The sequence below is a fragment of the Bacillus sp. FSL K6-1003 genome, from assembly GCF_037964945.1.
Lineage (GTDB): Bacteria > Bacillota > Bacilli > Bacillales > Bacillaceae > Bacillus > Bacillus mojavensis.
Genome location: NZ_CP150176.1, coordinates 3,667,290 through 3,689,821 on the forward strand (window position 1 = coordinate 3,667,290; position 22,532 = coordinate 3,689,821).

Below are 22,532 nucleotides of genomic sequence, written 5' to 3' on the forward strand. Positions count from 1 at the left end.
CATAAAAAAAGGGGGAACCATTGTGGATGCAATGACAAATAAACGGCTGAGACTGACGCTCAAAACCGTTCGCGCCTTTATCTTTCTTGGGGCTTTCGCGTGCTTAGCGGCAGCTGCTGTGTTTATGACTGTCATTTTGATAGCTAAATACCAGGGCGCTCCCTCAGTTCAAGTGCCGCAATCCACGATTTTATTTGCAAGTGACGGCTCTAAACTCGGGGAGACGAACTATGGCGAAAAACGCTATTGGGTCCCCTTAAAGGACATGAATCCGACGATTGTAAAAGCGACGGTGGCAATTGAAGACCAGAACTTCTATGATCACCATGGCTTTGATTATAAACGCATGGCCGGTGCGGCGCTGGCCGACTTAAAAGCGCTGGCCAAGGTTCAGGGCGCCAGCACCATCACTCAGCAATACGCGAGAAACCTGTATCTTGAACACGACAAAACGTGGAAACGTAAATGGAATGAAGCGTTCTATACAATCCGCCTGGAACAAAACTATTCTAAGGACGAAATATTAGAAGGCTATTTAAATACGATTTACTACGGACACGGCGCCTATGGCATTGAAGCCGCATCCCGCCTCTATTTCGGCAAGCATGCCAAAAACCTGACAGATGCGGAGGCGGCGCTTTTGGCCGGTATTCCGAAAGGACCTTCCGGCTATTCGCCTTATGTCAATGAAACAAAGGCTAAGGATCGCCAAAAAACAATTGTGCGGATGATGGAAAAGCAGCGGATGATCAGCCGCAAAAAAGCGGACGAGCTGATCAAAGAGCCTCTTTCCTATCAGCCGTTGAATAAACACGCCATCAGCAGAAAAGCGCCTTATTTCTATGATAATGCGATGAGAGATTTGGAAAAAAAACTCGGCATGACGCGGGAGCAAATTGAAACGAGCGGGTTAAATGTGTATACAACCGTAAATAAACGGCTTCAGCGCATTGCCGAGGAAACCATTACCGAAACAGTTAACGCCGGTTCTGACATTCAAGTCGGATTTTCAGCCATTGATCCACGCACAGGATATGTTCTCGCTCAAGTCGGTGGCAGAGATTATCAAAAAAGCCCATTTGACCGGACGACACAGGCGAAACGCCAGCCCGCTTCGACAATCAAACCGTTACTGTATTATAAAGCGATCCAGAGCGGGTTTACGCCAGTGACACTGATGAAAAGCGAAGAAACCGAGTTTCAAATAGACGCAAAGGGAGAAACCTATTCTCCAAGCAACTATAACGGTTATTACGCAAACAAACCGATTACGCTTCTTCAGGCGCTGGCGCTGTCTGACAACATTTACGCTGTGAAGACCCATCTCTTTCTCGGGATGAACAAGCTCGTTCAGGCGGCAAAGGAATTTGGCATCACCGCGCAGCTCCAAGCGCTGCCATCTTTGGCCCTCGGCACGGAACCGGTGCGCCCGATTGAGATGGTCAATGCTTACGCTATGCTTGCAAATGGCGGGAAGCAAATTGAACCAACCTTTATCACGAGGGTAACCGATGCGGCCGGCCATGTACTGTACGAAAGCCCGAATCAGCATAAACAAGTGCTGGATGAAAAAGCTGCCTTTGTGACCGCTAACATGATGACAGGCATGTTTGATACCGATTTAAACGGCTATACATCCGTGACAGGACGGACAATCACGGACCACCTGACTAGAACCTATGCGGGAAAATCAGGCACAACAAGCGCGGACAGCTGGATGATCGGCTTCAATCCGAAGCTGGCTGCGGGAGTGTGGACGGGCTATGACAAAAACAGCACCATCGACTCAGTCGAAGAAAAAAACTATGCCAAAACCATTTGGGCGGAGTTTATGGAGGATGCGCTCAAAGGAGAACCCGAAACAGCCTTTAAACCGCCAAAAGGCGTGACCGGCGTCTACATCGATCCGGCAACAGGCTACTCCTCCGGCCCCGGCTGCGCAGCCAAGCATTACACGTATTTTGTGAAAGGCACAGAGCCAGCGAATGTGTGCTACGGTTCAGAGCCTGTCAAACAAACAAAAGACCAGCATCCAGTCAAGGAAAAGCCCGCCTCCCCGAAAAAGTGGTGGGACAAATGGCTGGGACGGAATCAATAAAAAATAACCCGGCTGCTTAAATGCCGGGTTATTTAATATGGTTCTTCGATTATCCATGGGAGCAGCGTCACGCAGTCAAGCTGGAGAACCGGTTTCGGGAATCCTTCGGGGATAAAGTGGTCATCTCTCGGCAATTCAAATGATATATACCAGTTACGGTCCGGATCCCATTCTTTTTTCCCTTCTATAATACGTCCGACAATAAAATAGCTGGCCACATAAAGATGACGGTCACCCTCCTGTCCAAATTCATTAATATCGGTACAAACAGACGGCTGAAGACCAAAATCCTCAAACATTTGCGCCTTCTCACGCGGCAGTGTTTTCATTACTTCCCGGTCATTTTCACAAAGAAGACATTCGCACATATCCTCAATATCTTTTGCATACTGCCTTCTCGTTTCCTCCACGTCCGCTTCAATGACCCAATCACCAATCCTCATGGTTTGAAACATGATATCTCTCTCCTATCTGCCAAAAAAAAATGAAAAACCCCGAGTCTTGGTTCGGCTCGGGATTTTCCATGTCCTATTTCTGTATCACCAGTTTACTCAATGTTCACAGAAAATAATTCAAATTTTCTAAAAGTTCACAGAAAGTTCACAAATTAATTTTCTTCTGGAAGCAGTCCTTTTTTCAATTCATCAGAAGAGCGTTCCCACAGGCCTAGGTCATGGTTTTTCAGAAATTCGCCAAGCACTCGCTTCGAGCTGTCATCCATTTGATCAATGATAATGTTCCGTTTCATCGATTTATCCATCAGATTCACATGCTCCGGCAGCGATTTGTAGCCTCTTCTGATGCTTCTGTCGACCGTCATTTCACAGGCTGTTACCCCTGCGTAATAAGGGCCCTCTTCTCTTCTGTCAATCGTCACCCATACAAGCCAGTATGGTTTGCCGTTTGGAACTTCTTCTTTATTAGGCAGAAATTTAATTCCTTTTTCAACGACGCTGCGGGCGTGCATCGCGCCGATGTCAACGAACGCTTCTTTTTCCTCTACATCGACGAATACAGGGGAAATGTTATCAAGGCTGAGTGCCCCTACGCCGAATCCGCCGTGTCCGTCTGTCGGATCACTTTTGATAATATTAAACCCGATTGATTTTTTCTTTTTTTCTTCCATGAGTTCTACCTCCTACAAAAGCGGTTGAAATATCGCTGAAAACAGCTGTAAAATCCGATCTCTTCCGGCATTTAGCAGTGGCCAAAGCACGTAGGATCCGAGCGGTGTCACAAACAGTACCAAAAAGACGATAAAGCCGTAGCTTTCCGCTTGCGTCATCTTGGCACGCGCCCCCGGCGGGACGAGATCTTCAATAATACGATAGCCATCGAGCGGCGGCAGCGGCAGCAGATTAAATAAAAACAGAACGAGGTTCAGCTGTATCCAGATTGAAAAGAACTGATCCAGTCCTGTACTGAATGCCGCAAGCAGTTCCATTCCGTAAGCATGCATCAACACTAACAAAGAGAAACCGATAAACGCAAGAATCAGGTTACTGATCGGCCCGGCAATGGATACGAGTACGCCGGCCAAACGAGGTTTCTTAAAGAAACGGCGATTGACGGGAACAGGGCGAGCCCATCCAAAGCCGGCCACCAGGATCAAAATGGTTCCGAACGGATCAAGGTGTTTGATAGGATTCAGCGTCAGTCTTCCTTCTCTTTTCGCCGTATTGTCACCAAATTTATATGCGACATAGGCGTGAGCGAGCTCATGCATTGTAAACGAAACAATTAAAGTAATGACCAGATATGGCATTAGAGACAACGGATAATATAAAAAACGGTCCAAGTGAAATGATCCCTCTTTCTAAAAATGCAAGAATTTACTTTATTCAGTATACTATAAGAAGCCTCTTTTCCTAAAGAGAGGAAAACGATATAAGGAGGATTCACACCTATGCCATACGTAACCGTCAAAATGCTTGAAGGCCGTACAGACGAACAGAAACGCAATCTAGTTGAGAAAGTAACAGAAGCCGTGAAAGAAACGACCGGTGCCTCTGAAGAAAAAATTGTTGTCTTTATAGAAGAAATGAGAAAAGACCATTACGCGGTCGCAGGCAAACGCCTCAGCGATATGGAATAATCTTTTATAAAGCCGGCGCTTCGCAAGCCGGCTTTTTCATCTCTATTTCGTCATTTTTTCAATAATGGCTAAAAACGATGCTTTCTCTTCGGCAGTTAAACGTTCAAACATGCCGTCAATCAGCTGCTGGCGGTTTTGGATCATTTGAAGAGCCGCTGCCTGCCCCGATTCAGAAAGCGTAATCCATACGGTGCGGCGGTCATTGTTATTTCTGGATCTCTCAATAAACCCTTCCTGCTCTAAGTGATTCAGAGCGGTTGTGGTGGCAGAGGGAGACAGTGTGACCTCCTTCAGAATATCCTTTATGGTGCAGCTCCCATGTCTGTATATGATCCGCAGAATAAATCCTCTTACATTATTCACGTGTTTTGGAACGGTGGCTTCATCTAATTGCTTCGTGCTTTTCAAATATTTTGTAAGTGCGTGATCCAGCAAATTTGCTTCCAGTTTGTCATGGTCCATGTAGATTTCCCCATTTCGAGATGCATTCATAACATACGAACGATATGATTTACTTATTATTTTACTGATACCAGACAGGGAAAGTCAAAAAAGCAAACAGCGAATTCGCAACTTTTCTCCTACATGCTTCGATTTTTCACCTGTTTGACAATATTCTCTTTAAATACCTGAAAAGGAACTTGTTCACTCTTCTGATGTCCGAACTGACGGACGTTTACCGCCTTTTCATTCACTTCCTGATCCCCAAGCACCAGCATGTACGGGATTTTCTGCATCTGTGATTCTCTGATTTTGTAGCCAAGCTTTTCATTGCGTTCATCAATATTGGCCCTTATCCCGAGCCGCTTTAGCTCACTCTGCACCTTTTCGCAGTAGTCCATATGAACGTGAGAAACCGGTATAATGTGGACCTGCGTCGGCGCAAGCCAGACTGGGAAAGCTCCGCCAAAATGCTCGATCAAAATGCCGAAGAAACGGTCAATTGAGCCGAATACCGCCCTGTGAATGACGACGGGACGAACCTTTTCATTGTGCTCATTTATATATGTTAAATCGAATTTTTCCGGCATTTGAAAATCAAGCTGGATTGTGGCGCATTGGTGGCTCCGTTTCAGAGCGTCTTTAATATGAAAATCGATTTTCGCTCCGTAAAACGCTCCATCCCCTGCGTTTCCTTCATAAGGAAGACCCTGGTCCTCCAGGACGTGTTTCAAGGCGTTTTCAGACATTTCCCACACGCTGTCTTCACCTGATGAATCCTCAGGGCGAGTGGAAAGTTCAACCGTATACTCGAAACCGAATGTGCGGTATACCTCGTCAATCAGCCGAATGGCTTCTTTGATTTCACTCTCGATTTGATCTTCCCGAACAAAGATATGTGCGTCATCCTGGCAGAACGTCCGGACGCGGAGCATTCCGTTTAGAGCACCGCTGTATTCATGGCGGTGCACCTGGCCGAACTCCGCCATACGAATCGGCAGATCCCGATAAGAGTACAGGCTGTTTTTAAAGATGAGCATATGGCCAGGGCAATTCATCGGCTTCATTGCAAATGCAGTATCATCTACTTCTGAAAAATACATATTGTCGCGATAGTGGTCCCAGTGCCCCGACTGCTCCCATAACCGCTGATTCATCATAAACGGCGTACGCACCTCGGCGTAGCCGGCATTTGTTTGCAGCTCACGCGAAAAGCGTTCCAGCTCATTGCGGACAATCTGCCCTTTTGGCAAATAAAACGGCATTCCCGGGGCTTCTTCCGAGAACATAAACAGCTCTAATTGTTTTCCCAGCTTGCGGTGATCCCGTTTCGCTGCTTCTTCCAGCATATGCAGATGCGCCTCAAGATCTTTTTTCTTTTGAAACGCAACACCGTACACCCGCTGAAGGACTTCATTTTGGCTGTCTCCTCGCCAATAAGCACCTGACACCCGTGTTAATTTGAACGCCTTGATCATTCCTGTTGAAGGAAGATGCGGCCCGCGGCACAGGTCAACAAATTCTCCCTGCTGATACAGCGTAATGTTCTCCCCGCGCGGAATGTCTTTCAAAATTTCCAGCTTAAACGGCTCGCCTTTTCCTGCAAAAAGCGCTTCAGCCTCCTCGTAAGAAACCTCTATTCGCTTGATATCCATATTTTCGTTTATAATATGCTTCATCTCTTTTTCGATGGCCTCTACATCTCCGGAAGTCAGACTCCGATCAAGCTTCATATCATAATAAAATCCGTCTTCAATGACAGGCCCTATTCCCAAGGACACTTCGCCGTACAGCCGTTTCACTGCCTGAGCCAGCACATGCGCTGATGTATGGCGAAGCACCTGTAAGCCTTCTGGAGAATCCAGTGTGATAATTGAAAGCTCAGCATCTTCCTCCAGCTTAAAGCTGACATCAACGAGCCGGCCATTAACCTGTCCCGCTGCTGCTTTCTTTTCCAGACTGGAGCTGATGGACGCAGCCGCCTCTTTGACTGTAGTGCCTTTCGGATATTCCTTTACCTGTCCGTCCGGAAGCTGAATACTTACATGTTTACTCATTTCAAACACTCCTTATTAATCATTGTATATAAAAAAACACACCCGTCCCTCTGTAAGGGACGAGTGTGTGATTAACCCGTGGTTCCACCCAAGTTCCCAACGAACATTCATGTTCATCGGCTCGGTGCTATAACGCAGCATAAACGGCATTGGATACTGATTGTTCCCCAATGCTGCTCCAAGGCGGTAAATGATATCCCTAAGCTGGGAAGCTCGCACCTTTCCTTCCCTCTCTGAAAACCGTAAATATCATTCATGTCCTTTTCATCGCATTTCTATATTTATATAAAAAAACACACCCGTCCCTCTGTAAGGGACGAGTGTGTGATTAAACCCGTGGTTCCACCCAAGTTCCCAACGAACGTTCATGTTCATCGGCTCGGTGCTGTAACGCAGCATAAACGGCATTGGATACTGACTGTTCCCCAACGCTGCTCCAAGGCGGTAAATGATATTCCTAAGCTGGGAAGCTCGCACCTTTTCTTCCCTCTCTGAAAACCGTAAATATCATTCATGTCCTTTTCATCGCATTTGTTGACTCATATAAAAAAACACATCCATCCCTCGCAAGGGACGAATGTGTTAATATTCGTGGTTCCACCCAAATTCCCAACAAACATACATGTTCGTCGGCTCGGTGCTGTAACGCAGCATGACGGTATCAGATACTTGATTTCCCCGATACGGCTCAAAGGCGGTAAGCTGCTTTCTCTGCGTTAGGAAGATTTCAGCTGGTCCTTCCCTCTCTGGAAACCGTAAAAAGCATCTCATGTCCTTATCAGTGCCTGTTTCAATAATTTCATATATCTTACTATAAATTCCTTGAAAAGACAATGGATGATTTTAAGATGATGCAGAAGCGGACGTTTCTTTATGAAAAGTCAGAAACCGCCACACAAGGAATGCGGCAAGACTGTATGCCGCGCCCATCATCAAAAACGTAAACCCAGCTCCGGCGTACCAAGTGGCGGACAGATGAATGACCATTCCGGAAACCGCTACGCCAACCAATGCCCCGATTTGCCGGTTGGCATTTAAAGCTGCTCCTGCGATATTTGCATGCTCCTGTCCCGCTGTCTTCATAATCACAGCCGTCATGGCAGGAACCGTAATGCCAACACCAAGATTCATGGCAGATGTCAGAACCGCAAGCTGCCAGTAAGGCAAATCCGGAGAAACCATGACAAATAACAGCAAAGCCATGATGCAGCTGACAGCCATTGAAATAAACATAAGAAGCCCCGCTTCAAAACGGTTCGCCAGCCGGGCAAACAGCAGATTTCCGACCACAAAGACAGCCATCATCGGCAATAGTTCGACTCCCGCTAAAAAGGAACTTGCGCCTCTCGCTTCCTGCAAAAATAGACTGAGCATAAACATGCCGCCGAAAAGAGCAAAATTCAGCAAAAAACCAACGAACTGCGCTGCCGAGAATCGGCCGTTTTTATATAATGACGCAGGCAGAATAGATGTTGCCGAAAAAATCTCTCTCAGAATAAAAAGCACAAACGCCAAAACGGCCGCTGCGAAAGCACCGAGAATGGAAGGCGAACTCCAGCCTATTGAAGCGCCCTGTATCAGCGCAAATGAAAGAAATCCGAGAGCCGCCATTCCAAGCAGATGCCCTGTGATATTCACCCGGCTGCCTTTTCCCGGGAAACTGCTGAGCGTTCGATAGGCACAAATAAGCGCCGCAACCCCTAACGGCACATTGATCAGAAAAATACTTTGCCAGCCTGCCGCATTCACCAGAACACCGCCGATAAAAGGCCCCAGTCCGGAGGCGGCGGAGACGAGAGCGGCCCACAAGCCAAACATTTTGGCCCGCACCCGTTCATCGGGGTAAGAGGCAGCCAAAAGGCTGAGTGAACTCGGCATAAACAAAGCCGCGCCAAGTCCCTGCAATAGACGGCCTGCGATCAGCATTTGGCCATTTGCTGCTACAGCGCATAGACAAGAGGCAAGAACAAAAACGGCCAAACCCAGCATATAAATCGTCTTTGAGCCGTAACGATCAGCCAGCGCGCCGCCGGCAAGCAGAAGCGAAGCAAATGTAAGCATGTACCCGTCTACAACCCACGTCACACCTGAAAGTGAAAGGGAAAGAGCGTTTTTCATATCAGCAATAGCAACATTCACCACAGTCACATCAAGCGTAGCCATGAGAAAACCGAGAGCGAGCACGATTAACACTGAGATGCCTGTTGATCCTGATTGATGTAAAAGCCCGCTGTTTTTCATTGCCATTGCCCTTTCAGCTGATGATGTACCCAATCATCGATTTTTTTGAGGTCATAAAGCTCCCCGATTCTGTTCATGACACCCTGCAAGGTTTCTTCCTTCATGAGCGAAGCCCATTTATGCTCAATCTCCCCCATTACCGTTTCCAGCACACAGGGATCTCCGCTCTCAAATACAGATGGCAAAAGACCTTTCCCTTGATACATGGAACCTCTTCCTTCAACAGCTTGATAGACATCATAGAGGGTAATCTCCGTCAAAGGCTTCGTTATCGTAAAGCCACCCTTCGTTCCTGGTATAGATTCTGCCAAACCAGCCTGCACCAAAGTTCTCATCAGCTTTTTCAGATAAGACGGAGACATGTGCAAGCGCTGGCTGATCGCCTCTGATGTTAAAGAGGCCTGCACGGGCAGCCGTGACAGTAACAGCAGTACAGAAACTCCCTGCTCCATTCCCGATTTCATTTTCATTATGCTCACTCCCACCTTATTATGGATAACTATTATCCACAATAGATCTCTTAGCAGGATTTGTCAATAAAAAAAGCAAAAGAAACGTTTCGTTTCTTTTGCTTGGTATGGTTAACACATCTGCTTCAGCTCTTCTATGTATTGAAGCGCTTCGTCATATTCTTCATTGGTATACTTTTGCTTGCTTTTGATTGTAAATACTTTTTCTTTCTTTTCCTCATCCTCAAGCCCGTCAAAGTATAGAATCGTGGAGACCAGCTCTAAAAACCGTGATGAACGGCTGTTTACACTGTCAATATAGCGCTTGATATCAGGCATATCAAGATCGGCGTGGTCTAAAAACGCGGAGCCCGTCTCTGTCAGCGAATAACGGTATTGAAAGTAGCCGCCCTTTTTTTCCTTTACCTCATGCAGGAATCCAAGGTTGCACAGCTCTTCAATTTGGAGCGTCAGTTCCTCCGAATACGGCCCGTAAAAATGAAAATCATATTTCTCATAGAAAGGAAACTGCATTTTCTTCGCAATATAAATCATTTTTTGCAGCTTCTTTCGCCCGATGATTTCTCCAGAATCCGAGAACACCTTCATCAGTTTTGCATGTTCTTTCAACAAATTCCCGACATCTCCTTTTTCCTTCTTTACCAATTTCTATGTCAGTCCCAGCAGCTGCCGGATTTTCATTTTCGCTTCCGGGTGTTCAGAGCCGTCATAAATCAAGTCCTTCGGATAGTACAGCTTGTGGTCCGTCCTCCGCTTTCCGGAGATGGATTCCACAATAGCCGACTGTCTGGACAGCTCTTTAATTTGGCCGTTTTGCGTCAAGAGATGGATCGGCAAACGCTCCTCTTCCTCTCCTGGACGGTAAAAGTCGTATGGCAGATCTGAAGAAGAATCCACGACCAAATAATAGCTCGGGTCGATTCCAGCCTCTTTGAATAATGAGGTCAGCTCAAAATAGGCCGACATCTCTTCATTCGGATTAAATTCAACGTATTGGAACAGCTGGCGGTTAATGAATCTGCGGCACAAATCGGATAAAATCGGGTCTTCTTCATCCTCCCAGGCCTGGAAGTAATACAAAATAATAGATTCATCCAGCTTCAAATAATCCTCCAGCGTCAGTTTCCCTTCAAAAATAGAATAAAAATGAACCGGAGCATGAGTGAACACATAACCTTCATCATGGAGCTGCTTCGCTCTGTGGAGAATCTTCGTTAAAATAACCTCCGCGCTTCTCGTCACTGGGTGGAAATAGACCTGCCAGTACATTTGGTAGCGGCTCATGATATAGTCTTCTACAGCGTGCATTCCGCTTTGTTTAATGACAATCTGATCCTCACGCGGGCGCATTACCCGGAGAATCCGCTCCATGTCAAAATGGCCGTAGCTGACCCCTGTATAGTAAGCGTCGCGCTGCAGATAATCCATGCGGTCCGCGTCAATCTGACTCGAGATCAGGCTGACCACTTGTTTGTTTTTATATGTTTTGGCAATGACTTCAGCAACATCCTGCGGGAAACGCGGGCTCACCTTTCTGAGCACCTGGTTAACCTCTGTGTCTCCCAAAATGATATCTCTTGTAAAATCTTCGTGGTCAAGATGAAAGACTTTCTCAAATGAATGCGAGAACGGCCCGTGCCCGAGATCATGAAGCAGCGCCGCGGACAAACAGAGTTCGCGCTCACTGTCATCCCATTCAGGACGGCCTTTAAAGACATCATCAACCATTCTCCTGACAATTTCGTAGACACCGAGAGAATGGTTGAACCGGCTGTGCTCAGCGCCATGGAACGTCAAATACGTCGTGCCGAGCTGCTTGATTCTGCGGAGACGCTGAAATTCGCGGGTTCCGATCAGATCCCATATCAGCTTGTCCCGTACATGAACATAGCGGTGCACCGGATCTTTAAACACTTTTTCTTCTGATAATTTTCCATTTGGATACGCCATCGTCATTCCCTCTTTTTTTTAGCCGTGTTTCTATTATATCGACTCTATTCTTTGAAAACATCATTGAATTTGTCCGGCGATTTGTTCCATCTTTCCGAAAAACACATCATGTGAAGCAAAAAAGCCTGACCAGAGGGCCGAGGCTATGAAAAAATATGTTTTACTTTTTTAATTTCTTTTTTACTTTGTCAATCAGCTCATCCTCTGTCGGAGCTGACAGCGGGCGATTGTTCACAAAAGCAAACGATTTTTTCCGTCCGGGCCCGCAATAAGATTGACACCCTATCTCAACCTTTGCATCCGGGTCTACTTCTTTTAACCGCGGCAGCAATGTTTTGATATTAGTGGCTTGGCAATCATCACACACTCGAAATTCATTAGCCATGACGTACGCTTCCCTTCATTTCTATGTTCATCTATGTTTTAAACCTAAAATCGCTTTATCAAAAAAATCACATCGCTCTTCATTGTACAAGGATTCGACTGTTCCTGCAAGCCGCTCCAGCCTCCGTATCTCCTATTCTTTCAGCCAACTTGTATAAATATTTTCCATTCTGGACATTCTAATATCATGAAAAGAAAAATGGGAGTTGAGATAAATGACAAAACAGCGACAGGACGCTTGGTCAGAAGAAAATGATTTGCTTTTAGCCGAAACTGTGCTTCGGCATGTAAGAGAAGGCAGCACTCAGCTGAATGCCTTTGAAGAGGTCGGCGATAAATTAAATCGGACATCCGCAGCCTGCGGATTCAGATGGAACGCGGTAGTGCGCCATCAATATGAAAAAGCGCTTCAGCTTGCAAAAAAGCAGCGAAAACAGCGCATGAGAGCTCTCGGAAACGGGCAGCCTGCGAAGAAAAGACTGTTATATCAGCCTCCTGCTGTTGATCCTGAAACAATTCAAGAAACTGCAGTGCAGGAGGAGCAGGTAAAGCCTGAAACCCCGACTGCCGAAAATGAGAAGCAGGTTTTGATGTCAGGCGAGCACATGCCTTTTGTGGATGAAAGCTTTAAGGAAGAGTTAGCTAGTCTATCACACTTATTGTCTCCTCAAACGTCTGCGCCTGATATGACGATGGGTGATGTCATCAGCTTCCTGCAGAATTACGAAGGCAATCATGAGCAATCCTCAGCTTTAAAAATGGAAAATGAGCGTTTAAAGAAAGAAAATCAAGAATTACAAAGCAAAATAGAACAGCTGGAAGCAGACGTTCAAAAACTTGAAAAAGATCAAAAAACGATCCAGGAAGATTATGAAACCTTGGTAAAAATCATGAATAGAGCAAGAAAACTAGTTTTATTTGAAGAAGACGAACATGCCTCTCCGTCCTTCAAAATGGACCGGAACGGAAATTTAGAAAAAATGGCGGAATAGCTTAAAAAAATCCCCTTTTCCTTTTGGAAAAGAGGATTTTCTGTTTTTGCGGCGGCTCCGTTAGTCTTGTAAAATGAGCACAAGCTTATGCTAATCTATTAAGACACATGAGCCGCATCAGCTGTCTTTTGCTTGCGAGGCGCTCCTGAAATGACCAGAAGCCCTAACATCATCAGCACGATGCCGAGCCATGAGGAAAGAGAAAGCATTTCACCTATGAAAAACACGCCCAGCAATGAGGCGGTCAGCGGCTCAGCCAAGGACAGTGTAACTGCTGCCGAAGCCGGCACTCCGGTGAGCCCTTTTGCAAACAAAAAGTAGGCCGCGCATGTCGCAATGAACCCGATGTAAAGGCTCGTTCCCCATCCTTTTGGGGTCAGCATCCAAGAGAGATCCGACTGCCACAGTAGCGGCGTCAGCAATATGGCGCTGAGCATGAAGACAACAGCTGAGGTCGCTCTCGGCGGCTGTGTTTTCATCATTGATTTACTGATCAAGGTATAACCCGCAAAAGAAGCACCCGCTCCAATCGCCATGAGAACCCCTGACACATCAACCCGAACATTGGAGCCGTCTGAAAACAGGAGCCAGCATCCCGCCAAAGCAAATACAGTTGCAATCCACCAGGAATTTCGCGGCCGTTTTTTTAAAACGGCCCACTCTAAGCTCCCGGCAATAATAGGCGCACTGCCGATGGCAATCACTGTCCCGACCGCAATCCCTGTTTCTTTTACGGCGGTGAAAAAAAGCGGCTGATAACAGGCCATACAAATCGCTGCTAAAATCACGGGGGGCCATGACCAATTTTCCACGTGAAGCTCACGGCTGATCCAGACCACAAGAAGCATGGCGCTTCCTCCTATCAATAATCTAACCGCTCCAAATGCCAGCGGAGTGGCGCTTTCTGGAGCCAGCGCCTGAACGGTGCCGGTTGTTCCCCAGAAAAAAGCCGCGACCAGCACAAACAAGCTGTAAACATTACCTTTCATTTGCCTCTCCCCTTTGTATGCAGATGCTGCTGTTATTTTATCGCTTTTTTTGCTGTAATTGTTTTCTGTTTATAAGAAAGATTTATCTATAGACAAGATGATAGCGAAAAAAAAGCATGCCAGCCTATCGGCTGACATGCAAGTGACGTTCATCCAAACACCTTTTCATTCCGTTCTGTCATCCGGACAAGGTTTTTCTCAAATTCCAATTCCTCGTCAATGGACAGTCCGGCTGAGTAGAGGTGAGTGCTTAACGCTTTTAATTCCGTAAGCAAAGCGAGCATTAAATCCTGTACGGAGATATCGGTATGCAGAAGCTCACTTAACGATGCCATGGTTTCCGGATGTATATCCGGGTAGATGCCTTTTTTGTCGTTCTGTTTATCCTTCAGGGCGGCTTGATAGAATCGTCTGATCAGATCCGCCCTCTCACTGCCGCTTTTATCTGCACAGAGATAAATTTGAACGGCTGCCCCGCCGCGAAGACGTCGTTGAGAAATGCCGGCGAACTTTTTGCCGTCAATGCTGAGATCATAGCTGCCTGGACAATAGGAGCCCTCAATTTCATAGGCTTCAATCTCTGCACCATACGGCTTGAGCATCCGTTTCATCAGTTCAACCATTGCTTCGTATCCTCTGTCTATATCGATGCCCTTCTTTTGGTCCTCGAATATGAGAGAAATATTTAAAACGCCTTCATCCAAAACAACAGCCAGACCGCCGGAATTGCGTACGATGACGCGGTATCCCTCATTTTCCAGCAGGGCAATGCCGTCCTGCAAAAACGGGAGGCGCGTATCCTGAATACCGAGGACAATCGTGTCGTGGTGCACCCAAGAGCGTGCTGTCGCCGGCGACACGCCCTTTCCTACAGACGCGCACAGCGTATCATCCATAGCGAAGGATTGCTTCGCATCAAATAAAGGGCCGAGACTGGATTGGTCAATGACTCTCCATGTCGGCTGCATCAGTAAATCAATCGGTTGGTTTGCCATCTATGTAAAACCCTTTCATGTTAGGCTTATGAACGAAACCTATTATATCATTTGAGCCGTGATGATTGAAAATTGCTTTTCAGCATCGTAATGAAAATTTCTTTATTTTTTGTATTCTCCATGAGAGGAGAATGAATATAAGACAGCTTGCGCTTTAATGTGAAATCTTTAATGTGGAGAATTGAAATGTCGCGGTGAATCAAATCCTTATGCAGCACGCTTCTTGATAAGACCGATAAACCCATGCCGCTGATTACCGCTTCTTTTACACCTTGATTGCTGCTGATGGTGAACATCGACTTTGGCCGCAGTCCGTTCGAGCTCAGCACATGATCGAGATATTCCCTTGTGCCGGAGCCTTTCTCCCTTGTCACCCACGCTTCATTTTGCAAATCGCTGATTGAAATATCTCTTTTTCCGGCAAGCGGATGCTGGTTCGGTGCTGCGATGCACATTTCATCCTCCATGAACGGTTCAATGTCCAGTTCGTTCTCGTCGGTATGCCCTTCAATCAGCCCGATATCAGCCTGAAGCATTCGGACACGTTCGCTTACTTCTTTTGTATTGCCAATCATGACGTCCAGATTCAGCTCAGGATACAGCTTTTGCAGCTGGGCGAGGAGCGGCGGAAGAATATACTCTCCGATTGTAAAGCTGGCGGCTATTTTCAATTCACCTTTTACATAATGATGATGCGCGTAAATTTCAGCCTTGGCCTGCTCGTAGAGAAATACCATTTGCTTTGCCCTTTGATACAGAATGTCCCCTGTCGGTGTTGTCGTAAAATGCTTCGGCGACCGATTCAGCAGAGCTGTTTGAAATTCTTTTTCAAGATTTTTGATATGCAGACTGACGCTGGGCTGGGAAATCATCAGCTTTTCTGCTGCTTTTGTGAAGTTTTTTTCTTCCACCACCGCGATAAAGGTTTTCAGCACGTCGTAATACAAAGGCCCCACCCCTGTCATGAATAAGATTTATGATGATGATCAGTTTTCTTTATTTTACTCATATCATCTGCCCTGGTAAAGAAGGCGCAAAAAAAGCAGCCCTCTGCGAGAGAGCTGCTATCGCTTTCCTTACAGTGCTTGTGCCGCTGTAATTAATGCGAGATTGTAAACATCTTCAGCGTTACAACCTCTTGAAAGATCGTTAACAGGCATATTTAAGCCTTGCAGGATTGGTCCTACAGCTTCAAAGTTGCCTAAACGCTGAGCAATTTTGTAGCCGATGTTTCCTGCTTCCAAGCTTGGGAATACGAATACGTTCGCGTCTCCTTTGATCTCGGAGTCCGGCGCTTTTTTCTCAGCTACAGATGGAACGAATGCAGCATCAAATTGGAATTCGCCGTCAAGCGTTAATTCAGGCGCTTTTTCTTTCGCGATTTTCACAGCATCCGCTACTTTTTCTGTTTCATCAGATTTTGCTGAGCCTTTTGTAGAGAAGCTGAGCATTGCTACGCGAGGATCAATGTCGAACATTTTTGCCGTATTGGCGCTTTCGATCGCGATTTCCGCAAGATCTTGGCTGTCAGGCGCAATGTTGATCGCGCAATCCGCGAATACGTACTGCTCATCGCCGCGTGCCATGATGAAGACGCCGGAAGTCTTTTTCACGCCTTCTTTTGTTTTGATGATTTGAAGAGCCGGACGGACAGTGTCGGCAGTTGAATGAGCCGCTCCGCTCACAAGACCGGCAGCCAGGCCTTTGTACACAAGCATTGTGCCGAAGTAGTTCTCGTCTAAGAGCGCTTTTCGAGCCTGTTCTTCTGTTGCTTTGCCTTTACGGCGTTCCACGAATGCCTGTACAAGATCTTCCATGCCTTCATATGTATGAGGATCATAAATATCAACGCCGTCAAGCGTCAAATTCAGTTCTTTTGCTTTTGCTTGGATCTCATTTTCATTGCCGATCACAATCGGATTCAGCACTTTATTGTCTGCAAGCTTGCTGACCGCAACTAAAATACGTTCGTCCAAGCCTTCAGGAAATACAATTTTAACGCCTTTTCCAGCTACTTTTTCTTGCACTGTTGAAAATAAATCTGCCACAATAAAACCTCCTCAAAAAGTTACAAAAACGCTTTCTTTTACTAGCATACTCTTCTTCCAGTGAAATTCAAACAGCCAACTTTTATTATAGCGCTTTCATCAAAAAATCTTATTTTTCTAACTAATTTAAGCAACTGATGCTTTCCTTATATGTTCTCTTATTTTTGAGGAGATATACGAATCGGATGTTCAAGGTTTCTCCACAGTAGAATCGGATAAACTATGATATAGTGAAGGCAATAACGAAAAGATAATAGGAGTGAAGATAAATGAGTGAACAGCAAATGACAAATGAAGCGGCAAAAACGCTGGACGGCTGGTATGCGCTTCATGATTTCCGCACAATGGACTGGACTTCCTGGAAGCTCCTGACCAGTGATGAGCGCCAGTCTATCATTCATGAATTTACAGGATTGCTTGAAAAATGGGGAGTCGCCCAAAAAGAAGGGAAAGGCTCGCAAACCCTTTACAGCATCGTCGGCCAAAAAGCTGATTTTATGCTGATGATTCTTCGCCCTACAATGGAAGAATTAAATGAAATTGAGCTCGAATTCAACAAATCAAGACTTGCTGAGTTCACCATTCCGGCTTACTCCTACGTGTCAGTTGTTGAACTGAGCAACTATTTGGCGAGCGGCGACGGCGACCCGTATGAAAATCCGCATGTACGTGCGCGCCTTTACCCTGAACTGCCGGAATCAAAATATGTATGCTTCTATCCAATGGATAAAAGAAGATCCGGCAATGACAACTGGTACATGCTTTCTATGGAAGAACGAAGAAACTTGATGAGAAGCCACGGCTTAATCGGACGCAGCTATGCTGGCAAAGTGAAACAGATCATCACAGGTTCAGTCGGCTTTGATGATTACGAATGGGGCGTTACGCTGTTCAGTGATGATGTTCTTCAATTCAAAAAGCTTGTATACGAAATGCGTTTTGACGAAGTCAGCGCGCGTTACGGCGAATTTGGCTCGTTTTTTGTGGGCAACCGCCTTTCGCTTGATACACTTCCTCAATTCCTATATGTATAATATCTCCTCCCGCCGCAAACGGCGGGAGTTTTTCAATTCCTCTTTATCAGAATTTAAATAAAATTTGCTATTCTCTCTGTTTTTTCTTACGATGGAGATAATAATCCAATTTTTTCAAAGGGGTGCAGTTATTTGTCAAAACGAACCGCATTTATTATGGGAGCCAGTCAAGGGATCGGAAAAGCAATCGCTCTGAAGCTAGCAGACCACCATTTTTCCATCGTCATTAATTCGCGAAACTTGGACAATATTGAATCAGTCAAAGAAGACATATTGGCCAAGCATCCTGAAGCGAGCATCATTGTCCTTGCGGGTGATATGTCTGACCAACAAACGAGAGCCGACGTTTTTCAAAACATCGAATCTCAATGCGGACGCCTTGATGTTCTGATTAATAATATTCCGGGCGGCGCGCCTGACACATTTGATAACTGCAATATAGAGGATATGACGGCCACGTTCACACAAAAGACCGTTGCCTACATTGACGCTATCAAGCGTGCTGCCTCACTGATGAAACAAAACGAGTTTGGCAGAATCATCAACATTGTCGGAAATCTGTGGAAAGAACCCGGCGCCAATATGTTTACAAACAGTATGATGAATGCCGCTTTAATTAACGCCAGTAAAAATATTTCCATTCAGCTTGCTCCTCACAACATTACTGTCAACTGCCTGAATCCTGGTTTTATCGCGACAGACCGTTATCATCAATTTGTAGAGAATGTGATGAAAAAGAACAGCATGTCCAAACAAGAAGCAGAAAAACAGATTGCTTCCGGGATTCCGATGAAACGGGTCGGATCAGCCGAAGAAACCGCAGCGCTCGCCGCGTTTCTCGCCTCTGAGGAGGCCTCCTATATCACAGGACAGCAAATTTCCGCTGACGGCGGCAGCATGAAAAGCATATAAAAAAATCCCGCTTTTTAGCGGGAGACTTCTTGTAATGAGGAAAACGGCAGGTTCAGCTTTTGAATCCGCATGACAAATTCACGCAGATCCTCCTGCTTCGATACCATTGATATTCTGACATGCCGTTTTCCGTTGCTGCCGAAAATCTCTCCCGGTGTTACGACAACATGGGCCTGCTCCAGCAGGTGGTCAGCGAATTGGTGAGAAGACTCAAACATTTTTGGAATTTCAGCCCATACATAAAATGTTCCTCTTGGTTTTTCTATCTTCCAGCCCAGTTCTTTTTCACATAGCTCCGTAAAAAAGTCAATCCGTTCCGCATAGATGCGTTTCAAGCGATCTGTTTGGTCCTGATCTCCTGATAACGCCGCACTGGCCGCCTGCTGCAGACCGCCAAACATGCCGACAAAGACGTGATCCTGAAATTCATTGACCGCTTGTATAATCTTTTCATTCCCCACGGCAAACGCCATTCTCCAGCCGGCCATGTTAAATGTTTTTGAAAATGAATAAAGCTCTGCGCCCACAGTTCTTGCATCCTCCGCCTGCAGGAAGCTGGCCGGTTTTTTATCAAACTCAAATGCGCCGTACGCAAAGTCATGAATCAGATGAATCTGGTGCTCTTTTGCAAATGCGGCCGCTTTTGCATAAAAAGCCGCATCCGCCACAGCTCCCGTCGGGTTATTCGGATAGTTCAAAAACATCAGTTTCGCTTTTTGTAACACAGCGGGATCTATTTTCTCAAACTCAGGCAGATAGCCGTTTTCTGCGTGCAGCGGCATTTCGTGCAGCTCTGCTCTTGCCATTGTAATACCCGAAAGATATTCAGGATAGCCTGGGTTCGGGACCAGAGCGATATCTCCCGGATTGAGCAGGCACTGTGTTAAAACATACAAGCCTGCTTTTCCTCCGCCGAAGAGCGCCACTTCTGTTTCAGGATTGATTGTCACTCCGTATTCTCTTTTATAGAAAGCGGCAATCGCTTCCTTTAGGAAGGGATAACCTCTGAATGGCCCGTACCCGTGAAAAGAAGGGTTCACAGCCGCCTCCTGCAATGCCTGCACGATATGCGGCGGAGTAGGAAGGTCAGGGTTCCCCTGTCCGAGATTAATGACTTGCGCCCCCGTTTTTTCCATTTCTTTTACCTTTTGAAAAACGAGAGAAAATTCTTGCCTTGGAAGTGTCTTGATGACGTCGGACGGTGTTATTTCCATCTGAAAGACTCCTTATAAGTGAATTTGCTCAGTTTTTTTATCCCGTTCCAAAAAAGATTTGTTCACCAGTTTCGTATGCAAAAACAAACCGCTTACCATGATGACAATCAGCCCCATGATGACAGGAGCCTCTAACACGTTGATAAGCATGGAACCAACCGAAATGCACAAGCCAATGGACGCTTCAGCCACCGAAAAAATACGCCCTTGAATCTGGTTCGCCGCGTTTTCCTGAACTTTAACCTTTGCAAGCACTTCTCCATATTCCATGGCGATGAAAAAGAGGATGGCGCTAATGACAGATACAGCGAAAATGGGCGTGAATAAAAACAGTGCCAGTGAGACGATTGATAAAATGGTAAAGTACATCAAGCCTTTATTGTTGTTAAAGCCCCATTTGCTGACAAGCGCCGCTCCGATGAAACCGCCGAAGCCGATGCAGAAGGTAAGGATAAAGTTGCCGATCTCCCCGTCACCCAAAAAGCGGCTGACAATCGGAAAATAGCTGTACACGATCCCCCAGAGCATCGCCATCGTAATCATTGTAAACATGGCGTTTAACACGAATGAATTGGTTTTGATTTCCTTCAGCCCTTCTTTAAAAGACTGAAAGGCCTCTTTTACATTTTCAGACTGAATCGGGACAAATTGCAGCTTAATTCGCCTGATAAAAAATGCCGAAACCAGGTATGTCACACCGTTAAAGGCAACAGCCATCTCTACAGACCCGGCTAACAGGAATAACCCTCCGGCGGCCGCGCCGACAATGATCGAAATGGTCGTGGCTTTAGCGAATAAGGTATTGATCGTTTTAATGTCTGATTCCAATGAAGACATGACCGCGAGACGCGCCGGATTAAAAAACACGCCGCTCCCGTAAGAGACAAACAGCAGAGCAAGAAAAATCAGCGGATACTCGCCTTTTGGGAGAAAGGTGAGCCCCAAAAAGATGACGCCCCTGATGACATCTGTCCACAGCATAATTTTAATTCTGTCCAATCGGTCAACGAGCACCCCCAAAAATGGCTGAAACACCATCGGAATGCTTCTGACCGCGATGACTCCCGACGTCACCCAATAATCGTGATAATATGTAGACAAAATGAGCAGGGCCGGGAGAACACAATAGTCTCCCATAAACGAAAGCGCCTGCCCGTAAAGCAAGTATTTAGAATTTGGCTTTAACTGTTTCATACCGGCAGCACATACTTCGCAGTCAGCTTCGCATGCTGCTGGATTTGTTTAATGGAATCGGCTACATCCTGTGAATTGCTGCCTTTCAGTTCAAATGAGGCAATGGAATTGAAGGCTTCAAACAGGCTCAAATCAACAGACGTACCTGGTGCCGCAGCCGAGAAAGAAACAAGTTCCGTATCTCCCTTCAGCAGCCCGTCCGGAATGTTGATGGATTCAATGATCATATCCTCCGCCGCTTCAGGAAGCTGCCCGTTTTGTTTGAAATGCTCCGGGTACAAATGACAGTCGGCAATATAGCAAGGCTCTTGTTCCAGCAATCCATCCGGAAGATCGGCGTCTTTTCCGAAACAGAGAACATCTAACAATAATTGCGCCATGTCGACGCCGAAGACCTTTTTAATATTCGGAATCATATTCCATCCGGCAAATCTGGCCGCAGACTCTATTAAACCGGCTTCTCTATTTTTCATTAACTTGATTTCTGTATGTGTCGCACAGTTTTCCAGGCCAAGCCCTTCATTTGCCTTTCTGGCCGCTTCAATAACGATCTTTTTCGCTTCATCATCCAAGATGGACGGCGTAATATGCGATGTTTCCGTAAATCCGATTTGCGGTGTTTTGTCATGAATCGCGACTGGAACATATTCTCCGTCTGCCATGATCCCTTCTATGCTGATATAGTCGGAGTATCCCTCGGTTTGATACCAGTCCGGGTATTCTCCCTGTAAAAACTCCTCCGCAATAAATGGGGCTTCAAACGTAACCGCCTTTGGCACATTAATGGATTTCAGATAGTCATTGACTCGGTTAAACTCAGCTTCTGCTGTTTTGGTGTCCGTAATCAGCGTCACGCCGATTGAACTCGCCAAATAAGTCGGTTTTAAGATGAGCGGTGTACCGATCTCTTTCAGCGCGGCGCGGAAATCTTCAAGGGTTGTGACCCGTTTGTTTTTGATTGTTTTGACCCCGGCTTTATTAAACGCTGCCCTCATTTTATTTTTATCTCTGGCATTTTCGGCAGCTTGTACACCAGCTCCTCTTAAGCCGAGTCGTTCACAGGCTTTCGCCATCGGAGCAATGAATAATTCATTGTTTGTTGTGATGGCTTCCGCTCCAAACATTTCGGCAACCTTGACGATTTGCTCGACTACCTCTTCTTCGGGTTTGTCATGGTCCTCATGCGCCCAGTAAATGGAATCGGGATGCTCAAAATCTGCGATGCTCTGAAAATAATCTTTATCCTTTATGACCGCGACCGAGTATTTTTCAATAAGCGCCGCATGGGAAGCTGTAATGGCAAATGGCCTTGGAATAAAGCTGACCAGGTTATATTTTTCAGCAGCGCTTTGATAAAACATGTGCGGCGGGCAGCCTCCTAGATCAGCGATAACCAAAACTGTTTTTCTCTCCATATG

The 22,532-nt window shown here is 46.1% G+C and carries 22 protein-coding genes, 1 pseudogene and 2 other annotated features; of the genes and pseudogenes, 5 read left to right on the top strand and 18 right to left on the bottom strand.

All coding sequences use genetic code 11. The annotated features are described in order from the left end of the window. Nucleotides 1–22: 22 nt before the first annotated feature. Complete coding sequence (locus NSU16_RS18705; protein ID WP_339191709.1) at nt 23–2,098, top strand: transglycosylase domain-containing protein; 2,076 nt, start codon at nt 23–25, stop codon at nt 2,096–2,098. Between the two features lie 32 nt (nt 2,099–2,130). Here NSU16_RS18705 and NSU16_RS18710 read toward each other — a convergent pair whose 3' ends face one another. From NSU16_RS18710 to NSU16_RS18720, 3 genes are all read right to left on the bottom strand, one after another. Then, the gene (locus tag NSU16_RS18710; RefSeq protein WP_326203975.1) at nt 2,131–2,553 is read right to left on the bottom strand and encodes a hypothetical protein; all 423 of its coding nucleotides are present in this window, start codon (nt 2,551–2,553) and stop codon (nt 2,131–2,133) included. 152 nt (nt 2,554–2,705) lie between these two features. Then, the gene (locus NSU16_RS18715; protein WP_286059343.1) at nt 2,706–3,224 is read right to left on the bottom strand and encodes a YwhD family protein; all 519 of its coding nucleotides are present in this window, start codon (nt 3,222–3,224) and stop codon (nt 2,706–2,708) included. Between the two features lie 12 nt (nt 3,225–3,236). Next, a complete protein-coding gene (locus NSU16_RS18720) occupies nt 3,237–3,896 on the bottom strand; it encodes a site-2 protease family protein (RefSeq protein WP_010332296.1) in 660 nt (219 codons plus the stop codon). A 108-nt stretch (nt 3,897–4,004) separates the two neighbouring features. On the opposite strand from NSU16_RS18720, the gene NSU16_RS18725 reads away from it, so the two are divergent. Further along, nucleotides 4,005–4,193 carry a 2-hydroxymuconate tautomerase gene (locus NSU16_RS18725; protein ID WP_003222038.1) on the top strand — a complete coding sequence of 63 codons (189 nt, stop codon included), beginning with the start codon at nt 4,005–4,007 and terminating at the stop codon, nt 4,191–4,193. 42 nt (nt 4,194–4,235) lie between these two features. On the opposite strand, the gene NSU16_RS18730 is transcribed toward NSU16_RS18725, so the two are convergent. The 8 genes and pseudogenes from NSU16_RS18730 to NSU16_RS18765 form a co-directional block, all read right to left on the bottom strand. Next, nucleotides 4,236–4,655, bottom strand: a complete 420-nt coding sequence (locus tag NSU16_RS18730) for a MarR family transcriptional regulator (protein WP_010332297.1) — start codon at nt 4,653–4,655, stop codon at nt 4,236–4,238. Nucleotides 4,656–4,774: 119 nt separating this feature from the next. After that, the gene (gene thrS / locus NSU16_RS18735) at nt 4,775–6,691 is read right to left on the bottom strand and encodes a threonine--tRNA ligase (protein ID WP_339191710.1); all 1,917 of its coding nucleotides are present in this window, start codon (nt 6,689–6,691) and stop codon (nt 4,775–4,777) included. A 52-nt stretch (nt 6,692–6,743) separates the two neighbouring features. After that, nucleotides 6,744–6,968, bottom strand: a binding site (T-box leader). Between the two features lie 32 nt (nt 6,969–7,000). Then, nucleotides 7,001–7,226: a binding site (T-box leader), on the bottom strand. A 47-nt stretch (nt 7,227–7,273) separates the two neighbouring features. Beyond that, nucleotides 7,274–7,457: pseudogene (locus tag NSU16_RS18740) on the bottom strand (hypothetical protein). 77 nt (nt 7,458–7,534) lie between these two features. Then, a complete protein-coding gene (locus NSU16_RS18745; protein WP_339192725.1) occupies nt 7,535–8,932 on the bottom strand; it encodes an MFS transporter in 1,398 nt (465 codons plus the stop codon). Further along, nucleotides 8,929–9,402 carry an Rrf2 family transcriptional regulator gene (locus NSU16_RS18750; RefSeq protein ID WP_168749013.1) on the bottom strand — a complete coding sequence of 158 codons (474 nt, stop codon included), beginning with the start codon at nt 9,400–9,402 and terminating at the stop codon, nt 8,929–8,931. Before NSU16_RS18750 ends, NSU16_RS18745 begins: the two co-directional genes overlap by 4 nt. 111 nt (nt 9,403–9,513) lie before the next feature. Further along, nucleotides 9,514–10,014, bottom strand: coding sequence for a YwgA family protein (locus NSU16_RS18755; protein WP_010332300.1), 501 nt, complete (start codon nt 10,012–10,014; stop codon nt 9,514–9,516). A 36-nt stretch (nt 10,015–10,050) separates the two neighbouring features. Beyond that, a complete protein-coding gene (locus NSU16_RS18760) occupies nt 10,051–11,352 on the bottom strand; it encodes an HD domain-containing protein (RefSeq protein ID WP_168749015.1) in 1,302 nt (433 codons plus the stop codon). Nucleotides 11,353–11,512: 160 nt separating this feature from the next. Then, entirely contained in the window at nt 11,513–11,737 is a 225-nt protein-coding gene (locus NSU16_RS18765; protein ID WP_010332302.1) for a DUF1450 domain-containing protein, read from the bottom strand. 214 nt (nt 11,738–11,951) lie between these two features. Between NSU16_RS18765 and zapB the strand changes: the two genes are divergently transcribed. Beyond that, a complete protein-coding gene (gene zapB / locus NSU16_RS18770) occupies nt 11,952–12,728 on the top strand; it encodes a cell division protein ZapB (RefSeq protein WP_339191711.1) in 777 nt (258 codons plus the stop codon). 98 nt (nt 12,729–12,826) lie between these two features. Here zapB and NSU16_RS18775 read toward each other — a convergent pair whose 3' ends face one another. From NSU16_RS18775 to pta, 4 genes are all read right to left on the bottom strand, one after another. Beyond that, on the bottom strand, nt 12,827–13,717 hold the full coding sequence (locus NSU16_RS18775) for a carboxylate/amino acid/amine transporter (RefSeq protein WP_339191712.1): 891 nt from the start codon (nt 13,715–13,717) through the stop codon (nt 12,827–12,829). Nucleotides 13,718–13,866: 149 nt separating this feature from the next. Then, complete coding sequence (locus tag NSU16_RS18780; RefSeq protein WP_010332305.1) at nt 13,867–14,712, bottom strand: biotin/lipoate A/B protein ligase family protein; 846 nt, start codon at nt 14,710–14,712, stop codon at nt 13,867–13,869. Nucleotides 14,713–14,759: 47 nt separating this feature from the next. Continuing rightward, nucleotides 14,760–15,659, bottom strand: coding sequence for a cysJI operon transcriptional regulator CysL (gene cysL / locus NSU16_RS18785; RefSeq protein ID WP_339191713.1), 900 nt, complete (start codon nt 15,657–15,659; stop codon nt 14,760–14,762). 129 nt (nt 15,660–15,788) lie between these two features. Then, nucleotides 15,789–16,760, bottom strand: a complete 972-nt coding sequence (pta, locus tag NSU16_RS18790; protein WP_010332307.1) for a phosphate acetyltransferase — start codon at nt 16,758–16,760, stop codon at nt 15,789–15,791. Nucleotides 16,761–17,029: 269 nt separating this feature from the next. Here pta and hemQ point away from each other — a divergent pair, with 269 nt between their 5' ends. Both hemQ and bacG read left to right on the top strand, forming a co-directional pair. After that, entirely contained in the window at nt 17,030–17,794 is a 765-nt protein-coding gene (hemQ, locus tag NSU16_RS18795) for a hydrogen peroxide-dependent heme synthase (RefSeq protein ID WP_333513488.1), read from the top strand. Between the two features lie 132 nt (nt 17,795–17,926). After that, nucleotides 17,927–18,706, top strand: a complete 780-nt coding sequence (gene bacG, locus NSU16_RS18800; protein WP_339191714.1) for an NADPH-dependent reductase BacG — start codon at nt 17,927–17,929, stop codon at nt 18,704–18,706. A 14-nt stretch (nt 18,707–18,720) separates the two neighbouring features. Here bacG and NSU16_RS18805 read toward each other — a convergent pair whose 3' ends face one another. The 3 genes from NSU16_RS18805 to NSU16_RS18815 are packed head-to-tail and all read right to left on the bottom strand — an operon-like array spanning nt 18,721 to nt 22,529. Then, nucleotides 18,721–19,920 (bottom strand): pyridoxal phosphate-dependent aminotransferase, encoded by a 1,200-nt coding sequence (locus NSU16_RS18805; protein ID WP_339191715.1) that lies wholly within the window; start codon nt 19,918–19,920, stop codon nt 18,721–18,723. Between the two features lie 12 nt (nt 19,921–19,932). After that, a complete protein-coding gene (locus NSU16_RS18810; protein ID WP_229148601.1) occupies nt 19,933–21,114 on the bottom strand; it encodes an MFS transporter in 1,182 nt (393 codons plus the stop codon). Next, nucleotides 21,111–22,529, bottom strand: a complete 1,419-nt coding sequence (locus NSU16_RS18815; RefSeq protein WP_339191716.1) for an ATP-grasp domain-containing protein — start codon at nt 22,527–22,529, stop codon at nt 21,111–21,113. Before NSU16_RS18815 ends, NSU16_RS18810 begins: the two co-directional genes overlap by 4 nt. Nucleotides 22,530–22,532: the final 3 nt, after the last annotated feature.

Excerpts from the sequence above, each read along its gene's own strand:
- NSU16_RS18725 (WP_003222038.1), top strand. The coding sequence starts at position 4,005 with ATGCCATACGTAACCGTCAAAATGCTTGAAGGCCGTACAGACGAACAG.
- NSU16_RS18765 (WP_010332302.1), bottom strand. The coding sequence starts at position 11,737 with ATGGCTAATGAATTTCGAGTGTGTGATGATTGCCAAGCCACTAATATC.
- NSU16_RS18805 (WP_339191715.1), bottom strand. The coding sequence starts at position 19,920 with ATGGAAATAACACCGTCCGACGTCATCAAGACACTTCCAAGGCAAGAA.
- thrS (WP_339191710.1), bottom strand. The coding sequence starts at position 6,691 with ATGAGTAAACATGTAAGTATTCAGCTTCCGGACGGACAGGTAAAGGAA.
- NSU16_RS18760 (WP_168749015.1), bottom strand. The coding sequence starts at position 11,352 with ATGGCGTATCCAAATGGAAAATTATCAGAAGAAAAAGTGTTTAAAGAT.
- zapB (WP_339191711.1), top strand. The coding sequence starts at position 11,952 with ATGACAAAACAGCGACAGGACGCTTGGTCAGAAGAAAATGATTTGCTT.
- NSU16_RS18775 (WP_339191712.1), bottom strand. The coding sequence starts at position 13,717 with ATGAAAGGTAATGTTTACAGCTTGTTTGTGCTGGTCGCGGCTTTTTTC.
- NSU16_RS18750 (WP_168749013.1), bottom strand. The coding sequence starts at position 9,402 with ATGAAAATGAAATCGGGAATGGAGCAGGGAGTTTCTGTACTGCTGTTA.
- hemQ (WP_333513488.1), top strand. The coding sequence starts at position 17,030 with ATGAGTGAACAGCAAATGACAAATGAAGCGGCAAAAACGCTGGACGGC.
- NSU16_RS18745 (WP_339192725.1), bottom strand. The coding sequence starts at position 8,932 with ATGAAAAACAGCGGGCTTTTACATCAATCAGGATCAACAGGCATCTCA.
- NSU16_RS18810 (WP_229148601.1), bottom strand. The coding sequence starts at position 21,114 with ATGAAACAGTTAAAGCCAAATTCTAAATACTTGCTTTACGGGCAGGCG.
- NSU16_RS18815 (WP_339191716.1), bottom strand. The coding sequence starts at position 22,529 with ATGGAGAGAAAAACAGTTTTGGTTATCGCTGATCTAGGAGGCTGCCCG.
- NSU16_RS18715 (WP_286059343.1), bottom strand. The coding sequence starts at position 3,224 with ATGGAAGAAAAAAAGAAAAAATCAATCGGGTTTAATATTATCAAAAGT.
- NSU16_RS18780 (WP_010332305.1), bottom strand. The coding sequence starts at position 14,712 with ATGGCAAACCAACCGATTGATTTACTGATGCAGCCGACATGGAGAGTC.
- NSU16_RS18710 (WP_326203975.1), bottom strand. The coding sequence starts at position 2,553 with ATGTTTCAAACCATGAGGATTGGTGATTGGGTCATTGAAGCGGACGTG.
- NSU16_RS18730 (WP_010332297.1), bottom strand. The coding sequence starts at position 4,655 with ATGGACCATGACAAACTGGAAGCAAATTTGCTGGATCACGCACTTACA.